The sequence below is a fragment of the Dyadobacter fermentans DSM 18053 genome, from assembly GCF_000023125.1.
Lineage (GTDB): Bacteria > Bacteroidota > Bacteroidia > Cytophagales > Spirosomataceae > Dyadobacter > Dyadobacter fermentans.
Map to the genome: position 1 here is coordinate 5,924,378 of NC_013037.1, position 21,109 is coordinate 5,945,486.

At 52.0% G+C, this 21,109-nt stretch carries 17 protein-coding genes; 9 read left to right on the top strand and 8 right to left on the bottom strand.

Features of this window, described 5'->3' with window-relative positions; all coding sequences use genetic code 11:
- Positions 1–8: 8 nt before the first annotated feature.
- Both DFER_RS24415 and DFER_RS24420 read right to left on the bottom strand, forming a co-directional pair.
- Entirely contained in the window at positions 9–899 is an 891-nt protein-coding gene (locus tag DFER_RS24415; protein WP_015814342.1) for a winged helix-turn-helix domain-containing protein, read from the bottom strand.
- Between the two features lie 37 nt (positions 900–936).
- Positions 937–1,185 carry a hypothetical protein gene (locus tag DFER_RS24420; RefSeq protein ID WP_041735477.1) on the bottom strand — a complete coding sequence of 83 codons (249 nt, stop codon included), beginning with the start codon at positions 1,183–1,185 and terminating at the stop codon, positions 937–939.
- Between the two features lie 227 nt (positions 1,186–1,412).
- Between DFER_RS24420 and DFER_RS24425 the strand changes: the two genes are divergently transcribed.
- The 3 genes from DFER_RS24425 to DFER_RS24435 all read left to right on the top strand — a co-directional run bounded on the left by DFER_RS24425 (position 1,413) and on the right by DFER_RS24435 (position 3,357).
- Positions 1,413–2,657: an MFS transporter gene (locus DFER_RS24425; protein ID WP_015814344.1), complete on the top strand. Its 1,245-nt coding sequence runs from the start codon at positions 1,413–1,415 to the stop codon at positions 2,655–2,657.
- A gap of 130 nt (positions 2,658–2,787) precedes the next feature.
- Complete coding sequence (locus DFER_RS30210; protein ID WP_187293404.1) at positions 2,788–2,955, top strand: DUF8507 family protein; 168 nt, start codon at positions 2,788–2,790, stop codon at positions 2,953–2,955.
- Positions 2,956–2,958: 3 nt separating this feature from the next.
- Positions 2,959–3,357 carry a putative toxin-antitoxin system toxin component, PIN family gene (locus DFER_RS24435; protein ID WP_015814346.1) on the top strand — a complete coding sequence of 133 codons (399 nt, stop codon included), beginning with the start codon at positions 2,959–2,961 and terminating at the stop codon, positions 3,355–3,357.
- Positions 3,358–3,368: 11 nt separating this feature from the next.
- Here DFER_RS24435 and DFER_RS24440 read toward each other — a convergent pair whose 3' ends face one another.
- Positions 3,369–5,765, bottom strand: coding sequence for an ABC transporter permease (locus DFER_RS24440; RefSeq protein WP_015814347.1), 2,397 nt, complete (start codon positions 5,763–5,765; stop codon positions 3,369–3,371).
- A 275-nt stretch (positions 5,766–6,040) separates the two neighbouring features.
- On the opposite strand from DFER_RS24440, the gene DFER_RS24445 reads away from it, so the two are divergent.
- A complete protein-coding gene (locus tag DFER_RS24445) occupies positions 6,041–7,525 on the top strand; it encodes a glycine--tRNA ligase (RefSeq protein ID WP_015814348.1) in 1,485 nt (494 codons plus the stop codon).
- 72 nt (positions 7,526–7,597) lie between these two features.
- Here the strand turns inward: DFER_RS24445 and DFER_RS24450 are convergent, their stop codons facing one another.
- Entirely contained in the window at positions 7,598–7,855 is a 258-nt protein-coding gene (locus DFER_RS24450; RefSeq protein ID WP_015814349.1) for a helix-turn-helix domain-containing protein, read from the bottom strand.
- Between the two features lie 491 nt (positions 7,856–8,346).
- Between DFER_RS24450 and DFER_RS24455 the strand changes: the two genes are divergently transcribed.
- From DFER_RS24455 to DFER_RS24475, 5 genes are all read left to right on the top strand, one after another.
- Complete coding sequence (locus tag DFER_RS24455) at positions 8,347–8,559, top strand: hypothetical protein (RefSeq protein WP_015814350.1); 213 nt, start codon at positions 8,347–8,349, stop codon at positions 8,557–8,559.
- 82 nt (positions 8,560–8,641) lie between these two features.
- Positions 8,642–9,856, top strand: coding sequence for an HlyD family secretion protein (locus DFER_RS24460; RefSeq protein ID WP_015814351.1), 1,215 nt, complete (start codon positions 8,642–8,644; stop codon positions 9,854–9,856).
- 49 nt (positions 9,857–9,905) lie between these two features.
- The gene (locus DFER_RS24465) at positions 9,906–12,122 is read left to right on the top strand and encodes a peptidase domain-containing ABC transporter (protein WP_015814352.1); all 2,217 of its coding nucleotides are present in this window, start codon (positions 9,906–9,908) and stop codon (positions 12,120–12,122) included.
- Positions 12,123–12,227: 105 nt separating this feature from the next.
- Positions 12,228–13,697 carry a nicotinate phosphoribosyltransferase gene (locus tag DFER_RS24470; RefSeq protein ID WP_015814353.1) on the top strand — a complete coding sequence of 490 codons (1,470 nt, stop codon included), beginning with the start codon at positions 12,228–12,230 and terminating at the stop codon, positions 13,695–13,697.
- A 13-nt stretch (positions 13,698–13,710) separates the two neighbouring features.
- A complete protein-coding gene (locus DFER_RS24475; protein WP_015814354.1) occupies positions 13,711–13,944 on the top strand; it encodes a DUF3820 family protein in 234 nt (77 codons plus the stop codon).
- A 50-nt stretch (positions 13,945–13,994) separates the two neighbouring features.
- On the opposite strand, the gene DFER_RS24480 is transcribed toward DFER_RS24475, so the two are convergent.
- From DFER_RS24480 to DFER_RS24495, 4 genes are all read right to left on the bottom strand, one after another.
- Positions 13,995–16,805 (bottom strand): M16 family metallopeptidase, encoded by a 2,811-nt coding sequence (locus DFER_RS24480; RefSeq protein ID WP_015814355.1) that lies wholly within the window; start codon positions 16,803–16,805, stop codon positions 13,995–13,997.
- Between the two features lie 53 nt (positions 16,806–16,858).
- The gene (locus tag DFER_RS24485; RefSeq protein WP_015814356.1) at positions 16,859–17,482 is read right to left on the bottom strand and encodes a GyrI-like domain-containing protein; all 624 of its coding nucleotides are present in this window, start codon (positions 17,480–17,482) and stop codon (positions 16,859–16,861) included.
- Positions 17,483–17,562: 80 nt separating this feature from the next.
- Positions 17,563–18,039: a hypothetical protein gene (locus DFER_RS24490; protein WP_015814357.1), complete on the bottom strand. Its 477-nt coding sequence runs from the start codon at positions 18,037–18,039 to the stop codon at positions 17,563–17,565.
- Between the two features lie 79 nt (positions 18,040–18,118).
- Entirely contained in the window at positions 18,119–21,088 is a 2,970-nt protein-coding gene (locus DFER_RS24495) for a DNA polymerase III subunit alpha (protein WP_015814358.1), read from the bottom strand.
- Positions 21,089–21,109: the final 21 nt, after the last annotated feature.

Sequence of the window (21,109 nt, forward strand, 5' to 3'; positions counted from 1 at the left end):
GGATTTTGTCAGGAATGTACTTCCATTTTGTAGCCTACGCCGTGAATGGCGATGATTTTAACATGCGGATCAGCCGCCAGCAACTTGCGCAGGCGTGACACGAACACGTCCACACTGCGCCCGACCGTAACGCCCTCATCCTCCCAAACCGATTTCAGGATTACATCCCTTTCCAGCACCTGATTGCTGTTTTTGGCAAACAATGCAAGCAGCTTGGCTTCTCGGAAGGTGAGCGTTTGGATACTTTCGCCGTTGAAAAGCGTCTGATTAGCCGTATCGAGCCACGAGCGGCCCATTGCAATCCGGGAGGAACCGGCGGGCGCTTCTTGCGGAGGGTTCTCCGGCTCCCTCTTGTTTCTCGTCCGGTTCCAGGCGATGAATCCGAGCCCGGCCAATGCACCGCCGGCGGTGAGCAGCAGCCAAGTGTTATTGGCGGCCTCAGGCCTGGGAGCAAGCTGCTCGAAGCGGATTTGCAACGTGTAGCAGCTTTCTTCCCGTGACCGGCCGCCGCAGGGCACGCCGCCGGGTTGTTTCAGGTCGAAAAGCTGGTAACCCAGCTTGATTTCGCCGGTCTGGCAATCCAGCAGCGTGACGGTGTAAGGGCGGTCGATGTAGTAGGCTTCGAGTGAGCGCTGCAAGGTTTCGGGTAGTTTGTCGTAGTCGAATAGCCGCGCTATTTGTACGGAAAACGTATTGGCGTCCGTCTGCTTCACCGGCGGGATCTGCGAGAGCGAGTCGCCATTGGCCCGGAGCAGGATGTCGGCCGTCCGGCGGAGCGACAGGTTCACATTTTCGGAAAACCGCGTTGCGTCGCTGTTGCCCACGGCAATGCCGGAGAGCCCCGCGCACAAGCCGGTGAGAAGAGCGATTTTTCTGAAAATGACCTCGAAATACCTCATAAGACAACCGCGAAGAGATGCTCAAATTTAATGAATTTCAGCAATTGTCCTTTTTGGTTTTCGGAAGATAAAACCACTGGTACTGCGTTACCGGCTGCGTCTTTTTGGTGTCAATGACTTTTTTGACGGCAGGTTTTTGAGAAGCGGGAACGATTTTGGCGGGCGTGGCCGCTCTGGCGGAATCGGCTGCGGTATTGGAATCGGCCGCGTTCGGCAATGCGACCGACGCCTGCAATGTGCAAAACAGCACTGCGGCCATTGTGATGCGGATGGTTTGGGATTTCATAAAAGGCATGATTTTGGTGAAAAATGAACCTCGTCAAAAATACCGGGGCGCCTTATCACGCCTGGCATGGCCGCTGTAAAACATTGTAAACGAAATGTAAAAGATTGGTTATGGCATTCCACCAGCGTTTTGTTGAACATAAACGGGTAATCGAATTAATTTTCAGTTAAAGCAGAACATTATCGGAGATTCCGGATGTTAGCTTTTTATAACTCCATAACACTCACTTGAAAACAGTAGCTTCCAACGATCCTTACGTAGCACTCCGCTATTCCGATTTCCGGTTTTTTGTATCCAATTCCTTTCTTTTTTCTGCCACGATCCGCATTCAGGAGGTCATTGTCGGGTATGAGCTTTATAAAACCACCCACGACCCGCTCGCGCTGGGGCTGGTGGGCCTGGCCGAGGCGATCCCGTTCATCGTTACGTCGCTGTTCGGAGGCTACGTGGCCGATCAGAAAAACAAGATTTCCATCATGCATATCAGCCTGGTGGTGATCCTGCTGGGTTCGGGTATTCTGTACACGGCTTTTCAACCGGGCGTTTACAATAAGCTGGCGGAATGGCAGCATCTGGCTGTTATTTATGGTGTTTTTGGAATAATAGGTTTTGCCAAAGGCTTTTACTCGCCGGCAGCGAGCTCGCTCAAACCGTTCCTCGTGCCCCGGACGATTTACCATAACTCCTCCACTTGGAGCAGTTCGTTTTCACAGGCGGGCGCCATTATCGGTCCGGCCGCGGCGGGTTTTATGTATGCTTACCTGGGGCTTACGCAAACGCTGCTGATCGTGATCGTCAATTTCCTCGTTTGCTGGGTATTGCTGGGCATGATCAAAACGCGCCCTGAGTTTCCAAAAATCGTGACGCCGATGATGGAGAGCCTGAAAGAGGGTTTCAAATTCGTTTTCAAAACCCGCATTGTATTGTATGCCATGACGCTGGATTTGTTCTCCGTGCTTTTCGGCGGGGTAATTGCATTGCTGCCCATTTTTGCGGAAGACATCCTGAAAGTCGGGCCGGAGGGGCTCGGGTTACTCCGCGCGGCACCGTCCATCGGCTCCATGCTCACGATGTTTGCGATGGCCTACTTCCCGCCGACGCATAATGCCTGGCGCAATATGCTGGTCGCCGTGGCCGGTTTCGGTGTCTTCACGCTCGTGTTCGCCGCATCCACCAACTTCATGCTTTCGTGCGGCGCTCTTTTTGCCACGGGCGTGTTTGATAGTGTGAGCGTCATCATCCGACAAACGATACTGCAAATTTACCCGCCCGACGAAATGCGCGGCCGCGTAGCCGCCGTAAACGGCATGTTCGTCAGCTCCTCCAACGAACTCGGCGCTTTCGAATCCGGCGTGATGGCCAAGGCCTTCGGCACCGTGCCGTCGGTGATGCTCGGCGGCGTGCTGACACTCGTGGTAGTCACATGGGTGTATCTGCGCTCGAAGGATTTGTTTTCGGTTAGGTTGAGTTAGCGGGAGGTGGTGGTGTTTGTTACAAATTTTCTAATTTTATAATTGCATAAATTGATGAATCGAGATGGATACCGCGGTTAAATTAAATGAGGACGGGAAATTGAATGATTTGCAAATCAGTATTTTGCGAATGTTTAATCATGGAATCAGCGATGCGCAGACCTACGAATTGCGGAAGATACTGCTGGCATACTTTGATGCCGAGCTCAGAAAGGAATTGGAAAAGGTTCAAAACGAAAAGCAATACACGCAGGACGACTACGACAGAATGCTAACCGATGACAACTTTTTTAAATGATAGATGAAAATTGTTGTCGATACAAATTGTTTAAGAGCTTCAATTCCTCCTCAGAGCAAGTATTATCAGCTATATCTTGAATTTCACGCTGAAAAATTTGATTGGTACGTCAGCAATGAAATTTTGCTGGAATATGAAGAAATTCTGACACGGACCTTCTCGATCAGGACGGCACAGACGGTACTCTACCAGCTGAGTTTGGCGCCGAATACAGTACATGCCGAACCGGCGTTTCGATGGAATCTTGTAGCAGATCCCGACGACAACAAATTTTCTGACCTTGCTATCAGCTGCAATTGTGATTACCTGGTAACTAACGACAGAGGGTTCGATGTTTTTAAGTCATTAGACTTCCCCAAACTGAAAATTATCGCCTTGTCAGCTTTCCTTCAATTATTTTAAACATTTCTCCCTTACTCCGCCTTCAACACCTTCACCGGATTAGTCAGCGCTGATTTCAATGCCTGCGAGCTTACCGTGAGCAGCGCGATGGCGATGGCGATAAGCCCGGCCAGGGCGAATATCCACCAGGATAGCGTTTCGCGGTATTCGAAATTTTGCAGCCATTTGTGCATGGCGTAGGCGGCGATGGGCGTGCCGATTGCGATGGCGACGAGCACCGGTTTTACGAAATCCCGCGACAGCATCAGCACCACATCCTGCACACTGGCACCGAGCACCTTGCGCACGCCGATCTCTTTCGTGCGGGCCTCCGCAGCAAATGCAGCGAGTCCGAACAAGCCCAGGCATGCGATAACGATCGCAAGCACCGCAAATGCCAGCAGTATATTGCCCTGGCGCTGCTCCGACTGGTATTGTTTGGCAAAATTCTCATCAAGGAACTGGAATTCGGGGCGGGCTTCGGCGTCGAATGTCTTGTAAACCCGGCCAATGTGCGCAAGCGCTTCGGTGGTTTTGGCGGCGTTGATGCGGACGTATACATTGTCCTGCTCCGAAGGCGGCGCGAGCTGGATCACCAGCGGTTCAATTTTGTGTTGCAGCGAATAAGTGTGAAAGTCGCTCGTTACACCCACAACGGTCAGCTCTTTCACTTTCCCTTCCCCGTCTGCAGGGTAGCGCATGCGCTTGCCGAGGGGACTTTGCCATCCTTGCTTTTTCACCAATGCTTCATTCACGAGCACGGAGCCGGCCAGGTCGGCGGATGAGTTGGCAATGAAATCGCGGCCTTGCAAAAGTTTGATCTCCATCGTGCGCAGGTAATCGGCGTCGGCCATGAAACGCTGCGTCATTTGAGTGGTAGCGGGCATTTCGCCGGTGTTGGTTTCTACAAACAATGCGGTGGAGCCGATGCTGTTGTTGCCGATGGGGTTACTCGCCGCCGCGGCGCTTTCCACTACCGGATTTTGTTCCAGTTTTTCTTTCAAAGCGCCCACCTGGGTCCGCACATCGTTTTTATCAATATGAAATGTGAGGACTTGATTTTTGTTAAAACCAAGGTCCTTGTGATTCACATAACTGATTTGCCGGTACACAATGCCCGCGCACGCGATCATGACCACCGTGGCCGCAAACTGGAACACCACCAGCGACTGCCGGAAACCCGCACCGCCCGGCTGGTTGCCCAGCTGCCCTTTCAAGGCCATCACCGGCCGGTAGCCCGATAGCATTAATGCCGGGTACATGCCGCTCAGCAGTCCGATCACCAGCAGGAATGCCGCCGCAATGCCCAGCGTAAGGAGGTCGTCGTTGCGGTAATGCAGCGTCAGCGTTTTTTCGGCCAGTTGGTTGAAGAATGGTAAGGCCGCTTTTGCGAGCAGAAATCCCGCCAGGCCGGCGAGCAGGGTCATCAGAAACGACTCCGTCAAGAACTGGCCCACGAGCTGGAACCGCTGCGAACCGATAGCCTTGCGCACGCCCACCTCGCGAATGCGTTTGAGCGAACGGGCGGTGTAGAGGTTCACATAATTGATGCAAGCGATGACGAGGATGAGCAAGGGGATGGCAGAGAAAATGTAAACCGTGTTGATATTACCATTCGGGCTGATCTCGTAATCGAGCTGCGAATGCAGGTGAATGTCTGTCAGTGGCTGCAAATCCATGTGGTAATCCGCATCGCCAATCTCTTTTTGCAGGTATTTGGCATAAAAGGCAGGGAATTTCGCTTCCAGTTTGGCCGCGTCGGCGCCTTCTTTGAGCAGAATATAAGTGTAAATGTCGCCAGCCTGCCAGCCGCTGGTGTAGTCGGGCGGCAGCGAGCGCAATGCGCTGAAATGCAGATGTGAGTTTACCGGAGTGTCTTCAATTACGCCTGTAACCGTGTTGGGAAAATTGTTGGAAAAGAATACGGTCTGCCCCATTGCCCGCGACGCATCGCCGAATAGCTTGGTAGCGAGGGTGTTGGTGAGCACGATTTTCTGCGGACCGATGAGCGCCGTCGCCGGATTGCCGTGGAGAAAAGGGTAAGAGAAAACATCGAAAACGGATGGGTCGGTGAAATAAATGTCGTAAGCATCCACCTGCTTTTCCTGGAAACGGATCTTCCCGCCACCCTCGACGCTGATCCGAACCGTCTTTTCGATCTCCGGATATTCGTTTTGTAATGCAGGTGCGAATGGCGCCGAAGTAGGGGCGAGCTTGAAACTGCCCGTGGCCCATTGTGCCTGTTGCGTGACACGGAAAATACGGTCGGCTTTGGCGTGGAAGCGGTCGTAGCTGAGCTCGTCGGCAACGTAAAGAACCATCAGCCAGACGGCCGCAATGCCGATCCCCAGCCCGAGGATATTAAGCCCGCTGAACAGTCGCTGCTTGCGGATGTTCCTGAGCGATATTTTGAGGTAGTTGAATAGCATAGGGAAGCAGGTTTGTTAGTCAGTGCTATGGAACGGTTCAATTTATATGCCAACCGGTTTTTGCTTGATTATTAGCTGATTATGAAGGTTGATGCGGCATATGCTGTTCGTTAGCGGACAGCCCTGTTCGACGGCGTACGCGCGTTTGCTGAAAATTAAGCGGGGAATTCCGCCCGGCAGGGGATAGGCAATGCCGTCAAAATCCCTAATTTTGCCAAATTCATGATTTTGATGGATTTAATAGTTTTTTTCTTATTGATTTTTAAACGAATAGAATGAGCCAGGCACCTGCTACCTCTTTGCAAGACATTGTTGGGCATGCGAAGGAATACGGTTTCGTGTTCCCTTCTTCCGAAATATATGATGGTTTACAAGCCGTTTACGATTATGGCCAGAACGGCGTAGAGCTGAAAAACAATCTGAAAGCGGCCTGGTGGAAGGCCATGACGCAGCTGAACGACAATATCGTCGGCATTGATGCGGCCATTTTCATGCATCCGCTCACCTGGAAAGCTTCCGGCCACGTCGATGGTTTCAACGATCCGATGATCGATAACAAGGATTCCAAAAAGCGCTACCGCGCCGATCAGTTGCTGGAAGGCAAGGCGGAACAATATGAAAAAGACGGCCAGCCCGAAAAAGCGAAAGCGTTGCTGGCTGAAATGGGCCGGTTGCTCAGCGCCGAGGACCTGAACGGCGTCCGCGAGCTGATTATCGCAGAAGATATCAAATGCCAGGTGTCTGGCACGACCAACTGGACGGAAGTGCGCCAGTTCAACCTCATGTTCAGCACGCAGGTGGGATCGGTGGCCGAGGATGCCAACATGATTTACCTTCGTCCGGAAACGGCACAGGGGATTTTCGTCAACTTCCTCAATGTGCAGAAAAGCGGCCGTATGAAGGTTCCATTCGGTATCGCGCAGATCGGTAAGGCATTCCGTAACGAAATCGTGGCGCGCCAGTTCATCTTCCGCATGCGCGAGTTCGAACAAATGGAAATGCAATTCTTCGTACGCCCCGGCACCGAGCAGGAGTGGTACGAGAAATGGAAAGAGGCACGCCTGAAATTCCACAAGGCAATAGGCCTGCCCGCTGAAAAACTGAAATACCACGACCACGACAAGCTGGCGCATTATGCCAAAGCGGCTGTCGATATCGAGTTCGAATTCCCGTTCGGGTTCCGCGAGATTGAAGGTATCCACTCCCGCTCCGACTTCGATTTGCGCAATCATCAGGAGCTTTCGAAGAAAAAGCAACAGTATTTCGACGCCGATCTGGATGAGAATGGCAAGCCTTACGGAAATTACATCCCTTACGTGGTGGAAACGTCCGTTGGCGCCGACCGTCTGTTCCTGGCGACATTCTGCAATGCGTACACCGTGGAATCGGTAGGCGAGGGCGATGCCGCCAAAGAGCGCACCTTCCTGAAACTGCACCCCGCGCTGGCGCCTTTCAAAGCAGCGGTGCTGCCGTTGGTTAAGAAGGATGGCCTTGCTGAAAAAGCGCAGGCGCTGGCCAACTCGCTGAAATCGTCGTTCCGCACTGTTTACGACGACAACGCGGCGATCGGCAAGCGTTACACCCGTCAGGACCTGATCGGAACACCTTACTGCATTGTGGTCGACTACCAGACAATGGAAGACGACACCGTAACGATCCGCCACCGCGACACCATGGAGCAAGAGCGCGTCCATATCAGCGAGTTGAAAGAAAAAATCGGTTACCAGGTAGCAATTGAGCGAATTCTCGAAGCGATCTGATTGGGGGGAGTTTTGAATGATTGAATGATTGAATATTGAGTCATTCAATCATTCAATCATTCAATCATTCAGTCATTTACTGGTATGCAACTGCACCAGCTCCTCCGCGTCGCCGTTGAGCAAATCCACCGAATCTACGTCGAGAATCTGCGCGATCTGGATCAGGCGTTCGAGTGTGATGCGCGTGTAGGCGAGCTCGATTTTACTGTAAGCATTTTGTGAAATTCCCAGTTTCATAGCCAGGTATTCCTGGGTGTAATCGCGGTACTCCCTGATTTTCCTGATGTTACGCGCCACAGCCCGCATCTTTGCCTCTATCGTGTTACTCATGGAATAAACTATAAGTAGTATGTAGCAGGTTACTCAATTTCAAAACATACGACTCAAATGGTGCGGCCGATTACTTCTCTGGTAAAATCGGGGAGTATGCCGAACTAGTTTCTCCGATTGGGGATAAAATCGACAGAAGCGTTTCTACCTCCCGCCGATTCTTAGTTCGAACGTCTATGGCATCAGCCTGCCCGGCCGCTAGGTTCTCCGAAAAGGCCCGCATACCTGCTCTCGCAACCGCCCGCATTCCGCATTATTTCTGTGCCTTGTAATTAAGGAACCGCGCGCGTAATACGCCGCAATGGTACCTTCAGATCACTTCCATTTACTCTCTCAGGTTGTATTTTATTCTTTTTAGTTGTTTGATAATCAATGAATTGAGTGATTAATGGCATAGTAGTTTAACCAACCCTTGCGAACTCAACGTTCAAGCAGGGGACGCTGAAAACCTGAAAAAGAGTAGGCTATGTTTCAATTAAATTTTATGCATTATGAAACTTCAAGAATTGAATGCACAAGAAATGAGAGAAATTAATGGTGGTTTGCTGGGCCTTGGCGGAGACTCTTCTTCGACAGGCGGAATTACCGGCGCGCTGGGATTACATTTCAGCAATGAGTCGAAAGACGAGGACGGATCGTGGGAGAAAACCAACTTCGGTCTTGGCCTCGACCTCGGCGCAATTTTGAATTCTATTACAGAATAACATTGAATTCAGATATAAAAGCGGGATCGGCACAGGCCGTTCCCGCTTTTTGAGCATTCAGGGGCACCTAAACGATCACACTATGAACAGTAACCCCCAATCGGAAAAGAACCGGATATTTCCTCCCGAAATACTGGAATACACCGCTGACTACCACTTCCACCGCCACCACACCCGCTCCGGGCTGGTGTACCAGGTGATGATCCTGATGACGATCATCGCGTTCATCGGCCTGTTTGTGATCGCCGTGGATGTGAGCGTGAAAAGTACAGGCATTATCCGCGCCACCGACGACCGCAACGCGATCAAGGCGCTGGTAAGCGGCCGTCTGGATTCCGTGTTCGTCTCGGAAAACCAGCGCGTGCGGAAAGGGCAAACGCTCCTCAAAATCGAATCGGGCATTCTGCGGGAGCAAAACCAACTCGTGAAAGCCCAGAAAGACGACTACCTCAATCAGATCAAAGACCTCAATATTCTCCTGCATTTGAGCCGCACCAACAATTGGAGCAAAAAGCCGGGCCTTTCAAGCGGGCTCTACAAGCAGGATTTCGCATTGTTCTGGCAAAAGATCGGCGACGCCAAAAACACCCTGGTGACCGTGGAAAAGGATTTTGCGAGAAGCAAAAAGCTGTGGGATGTGCGGGCCATCTCCGAGGCCGAATACGACCGGGCAGTGCTGCTCCACAGTACTGCAACCAATCGCATCAAAACCATTATGGAAGAAGAAGAAGCCCGCTGGGAATCCGCATTGACCCAGCTGCGCATGAAAGTGCGTGAGCTCGAATCGCAGGACCAGCAATATCTGCGTGAAAAGGACTTTTACGAAGTGAAGGCGCCCATCAGCGGCACGATCCAGCAACTGAAAGGCCTGCAACCGGGCAGCATCGTGGCTGCCAACGAATTGCTTGCCGAAATATCACCCGATGAGGCGATGTTGGCGGAAATGTACGTGCTGCCGAAGGACATCGGCCTCATCCGAACCGGCACGCAGGCGCGCTTGCAGGTGGATGCCTATAATTACAACCAGTGGGGCCTGGTAACCGGAGAGGTTATTTCGATTTCCAATGACGTGTATACCAACGGGAAAGAGCCGCCATTCTTCAAAGTCCGCTGTAAACTAGACCAGAACGCGCTGACGCTGAAAAACGGCTACGTGGGTAAGCTCAAAAAGGGAATGACGCTCCAAGCGCGGTTCCTGGTTACCGAACGGACATTGTTCCAGCTGCTTTACGACAAGGCCGACGACTGGCTTAACCCCAACCTCATTGCGACCACCGACACACCACCGCTGAACTGACCTCATGAAAAAGCCGCTGATAAGTCGAATTTCCGCCGCGCTACGGTCGATGGGCGGGGCGTTAACGGATAAGCTGCCGTTTTTAAATGGCCGTCGCAGCCTGCGTTCGGCGGTAATGAAGCAGCACGATCTCACCGATTGCGGCGCCACATGCCTGGCGTCCATTGCCGCTTTTTACAAACTTTCAATTCCCGTGGCGCGTATCCGACAGTACGCTTCCACGGACAAGAAGGGCACGAATGTGCTCGGGCTCATCGAAGCCGCCACAAAGCTGGGATTCAATGCCAAAGGTGTGAAGGCCGACCTCCAACAACTCCCGCATGTGCCTGTGCCCGCGATTGCGCATGTGATCATCAAAGGCATTCTGCACCATTATGTGGTGGTTTACCGCGTGAGTGCAACTGCCGTGGAGGTCATGGACCCGGCCCGCGGGGAACTGATCGCCATGACGCATGAAGAATTCACGGGCATTTGGACGGGGGTACTGATCCTCGTGCAGCCCGGCGACTCGTTTATGGAGGGTGATGAGAAGATTTCGGTGAACAAACGGTTCTGGTACCTGCTGATCCCGCACCGGTCTACATTGCTTCAAGTGCTGCTGGGCGCCATCATTTACACCATTCTCGGGCTTTCTACCTCAATTTTCCTACAAAAAATCGTCGATAATGTGTTGCCGGAAGGTAACCGGAACCTGCTCAACCTGATGGGCGTCGTGATGATCTCGATCCTGGTTTTCAGGGTGGTGATCAACCATGCGAAGAGTATATTGACGATCAAAACCGGCCAGCAGATCGATGCGCGGCTGATTTTGGGCTACTACAAGCATTTGCTCCGGCTGCCGCAGCAGTTTTTCGATAACATGCGCGTCGGCGAGATCATCTCGCGCATTAACGACGCGGTGAAGATCAGGGTGTTTATCAATGATGTGCTTATCGGCTTTGCGGTAAACATTTTCATCTTGCTGTTCTCGTTCGTGCTGATGTTTACCTATTACTGGAAACTCGCATTGATCATGCTTGGCGTGGTGCCTTTGTACGCCGTGATTTACTATTTCTCCAACCGGATGAACAAAGCTACGCAGCGGAAACTGATGGAAAGTTCCGCCGAGCTGGAAGCGCAGCTGGTGGAATCGATCCATTCGGTGAGTACCATTAAGCGGTTTGGGCTGGAAGATTTTACGAATATGCGCACCGAAACGCGGTTTGTCGGAATGCTCCGGTCGGTGTACGAATCCAATACCAACTCTTTGTGGATCGGTGATTTCAGCGGATTTGTATCCAGTGCATTCACGATTGTACTCCTCTGGGCAGGGTCGGTTTTTGTTTTAAACAACATTATCACACCCGGTGAACTGCTATCATTCTACGCGATCATCGGCTATTTCACCGGTCCGGTCGCTAGCCTGATCGGCATGAACAAGATCATTCAGGACGCGGCGATCGCGGCCGACAGGCTTTTTGAAATAATGGACATCGAGCGCGAGTCGGTGGAAAACCGGGCCGTTCTCACGCCCGATATGATCGGTGATATCCATTTCAAAAACGTGCATTTCCGTTACGGCACCCGCGTTACCGTTTTCGAAGGCCTCGATCTCACCATTCCCAAAGGCAAAATTACGGCGGTGGTAGGAGAAAGCGGCTCGGGTAAAACGACTCTGCTGGCCTTGCTTCAAAACATTTATACAATAGAAAAAGGCAACATTCACATCGGAGGGTTCGATATTAAATACCTGACTAACGACAGTTTGCGGCAAATGGTAGGCGCCGTACCGCAGGACGTCCATTTGTTTGCCGGGAATGTTATCAACAACATCGCCGTCGGGGAGTTTGAGCCGGATATGAAAAAGATCATCTCCATTTGCCAGGAACTGGACATTATGAAGTTTATCGAAAACCTGCCGAACGGCTTCAACACTTACATCGGCGAAAACGGCACCAGCCTTTCGGGCGGTCAGCGGCAGCGGCTGGCGATCGCACGGGCCCTCTACCGCGACCCTGAAATCCTGATCCTCGACGAGGCGACCTCGTCGCTCGATTCCAAATCCGAGCAGCATATCCAGCTGGCGGTGCAGGCTTTGCGCAAAAAGCAGAAGACGATCATCATCATCGCACACCGGCTGAGCACGGTGATGAATGCGGACAAAATCGTGGTGCTCGAACAAGGGAAACTGGTGGAAGAGGGGAGTCACAAAAAGTTAATGGCCAAAAAAGGACGGTATTACGGCATGTGGAGCCAGCAATTTCCCTCACTCGAAAGCGTAAACTGAGCACCGCGCCGTTGGGTCAATGCCGGGCTACAAAATCATTATTGGTAGCTATAATGCCGATTATTTAGTAAATAGGCGGGATTTAAGACACCAATCCGAAGGGAAATGATTAACCAGCTATACGACACTTCAATGAGCCTTCTTACTGATCTTTACCAGCTTACCATGGCTTATGGCTACTGGAAAGCGGGCAAGGCCGAGCAGGAAGCGGTATTCAATCTCTATTTCAGAAAACATCCGTTTCAGGGCGGATTCACCATTGCAGCGGGGCTGTGCAGCGTGATCGAATATTTGCAGGATTACCGGTTTAACGAGGAGGATCTGACTTACATCGCCTCCCTTTCCGGCAGCGACGGCGATAGGCTCTTCGACGACGGTTTTATCGATTACCTGCGTAATATGGAGCTGCAATGCAGCATCGACGCCATTCCCGAAGGCACCGTGGTTTTTCCCAATGAGCCGCTTCTGCGTATTCAGGGGCCGATATTGCAATGCCAGTTGCTGGAAACGCCGCTTTTGAACCTCATCAACTTTCAGTCGCTGGTTGCTACCAAAGCCGCCCGGATGCGCCTCGTGGCCGGGAACGACGCCTTGCTCGAATTCGGTTTGCGGCGCGCGCAAGGGCCCGATGGCGGTGTAACGGCCAGCAGGGCGGCGTACATCGGGGGATTTAACGCTACTTCCAATGTGCTGGCCGGTAAACTGTACGACATTCCCGTGAAGGGCACACATGCGCACAGCTGGGTGATGTCTTTCGATTCCGAACTGGAAGCGTTTGAAACTTACGCGAAATACATGCCCAACAACGTCACGCTGCTGGTGGATACCTACGATTCGCTGAACGGCGTACGCCACGCGGTGGAGGTAGGGAAGCAGCTCCGCGAGGCCGGGCATGACCTGGCCGGAATCCGCCTCGATTCGGGCGATTTGGCCTATCTGAGCATCGAAGCGAGGAAAATACTGGACGAAGCAGGGTTCCCAAAAACATCCATTGTGGCCAGCAACGACCTCGATGAGTACATTATGGACAGTTTAAAAATCCAGGGCGCGAGAATAAATGTGTGGGGAATCGGCACAAAACTCGTCACGGCCTATGACCAGCCGGCATTGGGCGGGGTGTTCAAACTGGCCGCGATCCGCGACGAGTCGGGCGGGTGGGATTACAAACTGAAACTTTCGGAGCAGGCGATCAAGGTATCCACGCCCGGCATTCAGCAGGTGCGAAGGTTCAGGGATTCAAATGGTTTCGTGTCCGATATGATTTTTAATATCGAAACGCCGCCCATCGGGAAGGCTACCATGGTGGACCCTTACGATTTTACAAAAAATAGGTCGTTCGGCGAGTCAGTGCTTTATGAGGATTTGCTCGTCCCCGTTTTCGCAAAGGGCCGGCTTATCTATAAATTGCCGTCTGTACACAACACGCGGAAGCGCGTGCAGGATCAACTGGCACATTTTTATAAGGGAATTAAACGATTTGTAAACCCGCATACCTATCCGGTAGGACTTGAAAAAGATTTATTTGATTTAAAAACCAACCTGATTTTTAAACTTCGCGCAGGAAATGAAGCGTGAAAAGTGACTTAGTATGCAAGAGTTAACACATCCGAACAGCGAGATCCTTAAAGATCTGATCCATTACAAAATGCCTTTTGGCAAATACAAAGATTACGTCATTGCAGACCTCCCGGTTTCCTACCTCGAATGGTTTTACCGCGAAGGCTTCCCGTCCGGCAAACTCGGTATGCTGCTGGGTACCATGCTGGAAATCAAGATGAACGGGTTAGAATCCCTGATTCACGGGCTCAGAAAGGTCGCATAAGCAAAAAGGCCGTTTCGGAATACGAAACGGCCTTTTTGTATGCTTTCAAATCACTTTTTCTCGGGCATCAGCACCACTTTGATGAAATTGTCATCATTGAAATACTGCTGTGCGGCCGCTTTGGTGCTCGCCACGGTGATGGATTTCAGCAACCGGTCCTGTTCGAAGATTTCGTTCAGGTCGTCGCCCAGGAAGGTGTTGTCATCGAGGTAGTCGAGCCAGAAGCCATTCGTTTTGAGCGCGATTTCGGTTTTGCGCCGCGTTTCGGCGACGAACTTGTCGATATCCTTCGGATCAGCCCCGTTTTGCTTGATCTTGTTAACCTCTTCTAGCGCTCTTTTCACCAGTTTGTCCACATTCTCGGGCGCACAACCGAAGCCGATGGAGAACCGGTAGTGCCCGGTCGGAAACTTGTCAGTTCCTTCTGACACGCTTACGCCGTACACGCCGCTTTCTTCCTCGCGGAGCGCTTCGATGAGCTTGATCTGCAAAATTTCCTGCAACGCCTCAATCTGGGTATTGTTCTCCGGGTTGTAGTCATATTCCCCGCTCGACACGAGTGTAACCCGGCTTTTAGGCTCCAACCCTTTGTAAATCACTTTTTCAATACGGCCTTTCGGCGGGAAAATGTTCGGGTGGCTGAACGTATCGTCGCGCTCGCTGGACGGCAGGCTGCCCAGGTATTTTTCGATCAGCGGCTTGACCGTCTCCGGCTTGAATGCGCCTACGATCGTAAATACAAAATCGGAGGCATCGGCAAAGCGGTCTTTGTAAATTTCGAATGCCCTATCGAGGCTTACCTTGTCAACGCTTTCGGGTTTCAGCGGTTGTCGCTTGGGGTTGTTGCTGGTAAGCACGGCATTGATCGAGTCGGAGTAGACCTTTTCCGGCGTGAGTGTTTTCTGGATATTTTCCAGGTATGCCTTCTGGTTGGCCAGGATGCCCGTTGCTACGTCCGCATCTTTCCGCGGCTCGGTGAAGTAGGCGTAAATGAGTTGCAGCGTGGTTTCGAGGTCTTTGGGGTTGGTATTGCCGCCCACACCCTCCGTGAGCTCGCTCAGGTAAGGGCCCGCGCTGGCGGTTTTGCCTGCGAGGAATTTCTGGAGTTGCGTCTGGTTGTACGGCCCCACACCGCCCGATTGCACGAGATAACTTGTGAAAATGCCGGTTTCGCGCTCATCCGGGAAGAGCGAATAGCCCCCTTTGGCGGTCGCCTTAATCAGTATTTCGTCGTTTTTGAAATCGGTAGACTTCAACAGGACTTTCACACCATTGGAAAGCGTGAGTTCGGTAACGCCCAGTTTATCCAGTAACTTTTCACCGGTGATCTTGCCCGGCGTCGGCTCGGTTTTCAGCAAGGGCGCGTCCACCACGTCGTCCACATATGCGGTAACGTCCTTTCCGGCCTCATTAAGCAATGTGCGGATTTCGGCTTCGGTAGGTAGCGCGTCTTTGCTCTTTTCCGGTCCCATTATCACCACAGCCCGGTTTTTATCGGTAATGTACTTTTTGGCAAGTCCGTTGATCTCCGCAAGCGTAACGCCGTCGAGGTGTTTTTTTACAAACTCAAAGTACGCTTCGGCGCCCATGAAAGGCTTGTCGTGCAGGAAGTGATCGAGGTATTCCTGAACGTGATTCGCGGATTTCGTCTTGTCTCTTTCCTTGTAAGCCTCCTCGATGGCATTGTAAAAGTCTTTTTTCGCACGATCGAGTTCGGGCTGTGTGAATCCGAATTTCTGTACCCTCACATTCTCTTCCAGCAGGGTGGTGAGCGCGGTTTTCATCGATCCGGCGTCTTTCGCGAGTGCGATGGACGTGTAAGAGTCGAGATTGCCGAGGAAGTCGCCGTACTGGCTCGCGCCGTAGAGGAACGGCGGGTTGGCTTTTTGGGTAAGTTCCTGCATCCGCTGGCCCATCATGGCATTGTAAAGGTCCTGTGCAAAGTTGTTCCGGACATCCTGCAATGTCTTTTCCTTGCTATTGGGCTGCTTATAAATCAGCTGAACGAGGTTTTGCGGATATTCCGGGTCAGTCACAATGGCCACTTTCGTGGAACCGTCGAGCGGAATGTCATAGCGAATGCGTTTTTTGGGATTAACAGGAGGCTTAATGGAGCTAAACTTTTGATTGATCAGGCTTTCCACTTTGGCCACGTCGAAATCCCCCACGGCGATAACGGCCATCAGATCGGGACGGTACCAGTCTTTGTAAAACGCCTTGATCGTCTCCGGTTTGAAGCTTTTGAGAATGCTATCCTTGCCGATCGGCAGCCGCTCGGCGTAGCGCGAGTTGTTGAGGATCACTTTCAGGAACTTGTCGCGCATGCGCTGCTGCGCGCCGCGCCCCATGCGCGACTCTTCGAGCACCACGCCCCGTTCCTTTTCAATCTCGTCGGGATCGAGCAATGCACCCTGCGCCCAGTCTTCGAGCACCTGAATGCCTTTTTCGAGTAATCCGGCCGAGTCGGTGGGGATGGGCAGCATGTACACCGTCTCATCGAAGCCCGTATAGGCATTCAGGTCGGCACCGAAGCGCACGCCGGTTTTTTGCAAAAAATTGACCAGCTCATTCTTTGGGAAATTCGTGGTGCCATTGAAATTCATGTGCTCCATGAAATGCGCCAGGCCCTGCTGGGCGTCGGTTTCGAGCACCGAGCCTGCCTTAACGGCCAGTCGCAGCTCGGCCCTGTTCTTCGGTTCCGAATTTTTCCTGATATAATAGGTAATGCCGTTTTTCAGTTTTCCGGTCTTGACACTGGGATCGAGGGGGATTTTTTGAGAGCTCAGGTTCTGTGCCGACGCCGTCGGAACTGCAATAACGCCCCATCCGACCAGGCAAAACGCTATGAACGCCTTTTTCATTTTTCTAATTTTAAATTTGATGAAATTCAGGAGGGGCGAAAGATATTGAAAATCTATTTAACCGGTTCGCGCAGAATGGTTTTTAGTTTGTCGGGAGAAGTCTTACGGAAATCCGACAAATAGATTTCATGATGCAGCCCGTTCCGCCCCAGGTTGCGGGCTGTTATGAATTCCATCAGCTTTGCCAATGTTGCCGGTTCGGTATCGAACGGGCCGGTATGCAGCATTTGCACAGCTTTTCCTTCTTCCATTTCAAAAAACGTCACTTCCCGTATCTCCGCAACACCTTTCGCGGAGTAGCACTCCTGCACGGCCGATTCCACATCCTGCTGCGTCACAAAGTCGGGAATGCGGATCAGCAGCCGGTATTCCCATTCGCTGCGGGGAATGGTTTGAGGCGCATTGTCGATGGTCGCATTGCGGTAGCGGTCTTCGTCGTACCACCACAAGCCTTCGAGCTTGGCGACCACAAAATCTTTCTCACGAGCCTTGAATGCGAATTTTAACGCATATGCAACGGGATAAATTGCCTGGATTTTCCGCGCAAACTCTTCTCCCGAAGGATCACCTTTGCCCGGAATAGACAGATATTGCGCCTTTTCGATGTGTACCAGCTCGGGTTTGCTTTTAGCGGAGTAATAGGTTTTGAACTGCTTGCTGAGATCCAGTTTTTCCATTGCCTCATTGGTTTTGGGTTGATAATGAAGGCAATAAATAACATGCTATTGACAACGGTATGGCAACAATGCCGGAAAAATTACGGTGCCGCAGGGCATTCAACCGGTTTGAAATGCAAGCCTTTTTCGAAATCGAGGCCCGACCGGTCGGTGAAAACCATTACCCCGGCCGAGTCCTTCGCATCGCCAAAACCCTCAACCCAATCGGTGCCGCTTTTCAAAAATGCCACTTCGCGTACCGATTGTGAGCCTTCGGATGAGAATGTATACCGCGCGAAAATTGTGTCTCCCGACATTGTTCCCGCGATCGTGCCGTCGTTCCGGTCCTTTTCAAAAAGGGCGTAAGACAGCTTGCCCGAGACAATGCCGCTGTTGATTTCGAGATGTAAAAACGCAGAATCCTTTTGCGCCTGATAAGCGAAGCATTGGATCGCAGCCATTGCAGCGTCTTGTTTTCCAGACAGCGTGTCGCTGCTTGTACTTTTGGAGCCGGAATTGCCTGAGCATGAGCACATGAATGCGGCGGTCAGCAGTGCGAGTGTGTTACGTACCGTCATAATAGTTGGTGTTGAATGTTGGAAAAATGTCTTGCAGCGGAAAGCTACCATTTGTTTTTCCATTTTCACAGGCGCGGCGTCAGCGTTCAGCTGATTCCATGCGTGTGATTTCCATCACTTCCACCGTCAGAAAGCCGAACTCTTCCGTCACCACACCGCGGATTTTGTAAACGCCTTTTACAGAACCATTCACTTTGGCCGCGGCCGTAGGGAAATGAACTGTATCGATAAAATGCCCTTCATAATCCAGGAAAGTACCAAACTGCATCGATTCGCCGCGGGCGGTACGGGTGTTTTTGAGCGCCACCAGATAGCCGTATTGTACCACTTCCTGGTTTACATAATTATGCAGGTCATTGGCCATAATGCTCTTTGGAAGCGGATTTTTCAACAAATTGAATGGGCTGCAAAGCGGGAAGCCCAGCAATTCAACCTGGTCGTAAGCGTCGTCGAGGATGGATGAATGGAACTCCGGTAACTTAAAATCCCTGACCTCAGCCTGGAACAACTGCTTTTGGGGCGCTTTCGTCGGCGTAGTACTCAGCCGGAAATGCGCTTTCCAAAGCAGCGTTTTCTTGTCGACGCCCGTAAACCGGAATGCGTCAATACGGATCAGGATCGTGAGCTGCTCGATCGAAATCGGCACGCGGTCGAGGAAGTCGTTCAATGAGGTAAATGCGCCGTCCTGCCCGCGAGCGGCGAGTATCCTGTCGATCGTTTTCGCTTCGAGGTCGTTCAGGAACTGCATGCCGAGGTAAATCTGGTCGCCTTCGATGGTAGCGTGCGCTTCGCTGTGGTTCACGCAGGGCGCGTGCACATGCGCCCCCAGCATGCGTGCTTCGTGAATATACAGCTCGGGCGCGTAAAAACCGCCGCCATTATTAAGCACCGCCACCATGAATTCCAACGGGAAATAGGTTTTTAAAAATAAGGTTTGGTAGCTTTCCACGGCATAGGACGCGGAATGCCCCTTGGCGAATGCGAACCCGGCAAAGCTTGCGATCTGGTTCCAGACGTCCATCGTCATGGCCTCGTCGTACCCTTTGCTGCGACAGTTTTTGAAATACTTCTTCTTCACCCGTTCAAACTCCTCGCGGCCACGGAACTTGCCGCTCATGCCCCGGCGGATCACGTCGGCTTCGCCCAGCGTGAGGCCGGCGAAGTAATGCGCGACCTTGATAACGTCCTCCTGATACACCATAATGCCGTAGGTTTCCTCCATGAGTTCGAGCAGGCGCGGGTGTGCCTCGCTGCGCTTTTCGGGATGGCGGTGTCGCAAAATGTACTCGCGCATCATCCCGCTTTTGGCTACGCCAGGCCGGATAATGGAGCTCGCCGCCACCAATCCCAGGTAATTGTCCACTTCCAGCTTTTTCAGGAGCATCCGCATCGCCGGCGATTCCACGTAAAAGCAGCCAATGCATTGCGCCTGCCGGATCAGGTCGTTGATCTTCGGGTCGGTTTTAAATTTTCGTACGTCGTTAATGTCGAAATCGGGGGCTTCGGGGCGATTGTAACGGATAATTTCAAGGGTTTCCTTGATTTTCGCGAGGCCTCGCTGCCCTAAAATATCATACTTGTTCAGCCCCACATCCTCGGCGATCACCATGTCGAACTGCGTAGTGGGGAAGCCTTTCGGCGGAACGTCGGTGGCCGTAAAGTAATGCATCGGCCGTTGAGAAATCAGGATGCCGCCGGCGTGGATGCTGAGGTGGTTGGGCTGGTTATTGGCTTGCAGGTAATCGGCATATCGGATCACCAGCCCCGAAAGCTGGTCGAGCTTTTTGGGGTCGTACTTGCCATTGCTCAAAGCGTCGATCTCATAAGCGGGCAACCCGAACACCTTTCCGAGTTCGCGCACGGCGGAATTGTGCTGAAAAGTACTGTATGTGGCCAGCAATGCCGCCTGTCCGTTTTTCCCGTAGGTGTCAAATATATAGCGGGTCACATCCTCGCGGTCGCGCCACGAGAAATCAATGTCGAAATCGGGCGGATTCTTTCGGTGGAGATTGATGAACCGTTCGAAATACAAATCCAGCTCGATGGGGTCTACGTTCGTGATGTTGAGTAAATAGGCGATAATGCTGTTGGCCCCGCTGCCCCGGCCTACATAATAATAGCCTTTCCGGCGCGCATAGCTGACGATATCGTGGTTTACCAGGAAAAACGGCACGAAGTTCTGCTGCCGGATCATGTCCAGTTCTTTGGCGATCCGGTCGAAAATTTCGTCGGTGATATTATCGCCATACCGGTAGCCGAGCGCCTGGTAAGTCATCGACCTTAGTTTCTTAAAATCTTCTTCCTCGTTCTTGCCGAATATTTTCAGGTTTTGGTGCTCACGCTCATTTCCGAAAGTGAAGCGGATCTCGCACTCGTCCATCAGCTTGCGGGTGTTTTCCAGGATGATGCGAAAATCTTTTTGTTTAAAGTGGTATTCTAAAACCTTCGCCTGCACGATCTGTTCGCTTTCGTTGCCCGTTTCGGAAGCCGCCAGCTTGCTCAAAAGCGTGTTCTCATCGATCGCGCGGAGCAACCGGTGTGCATTGAAATCCTTTTTATTCCGAAACGTGACCGGCTGCCGGATCACAAGCCTGTCCCTGAAACGGTGGAGCGGTGAGTAATGCAGTTTGTCCAGTTCCTGCATTGAAATCCCGATGTACTCGTTCGGCCCGAACTGTTCCCGGCGCTCCTTGTTCAGTTTTTCAAACGGGTAAATCACCGCTACGTGCTCCATTTCCGGTGCGCGATCGGGAAACGGCAAGCCGGCCAGTTTCTGGGCCGATAAATAGGCGTTCAGCACCTGAAAACCCGCATTGTTCTTCGCCAGCGCTACAAACTGCTGTGTGACGCCATTCCGGAAATCGATCCCGACAATAGGCTTGATATCGAACCTGGGCGCCATGCGGACGAAGTTCAGGCACCCCGACGTGTTGTTAATATCCGTCAGCGCAACACAGTCATAGCCGTTCTCCCTGCACATCGCAAGAAGTTCATCCTCAGGAATAGTCCCGAAGCGCAGGCTGAAATAAGAGTGGCAGTTGAGTAACATGAGTATTTGAAAAGCGGAACT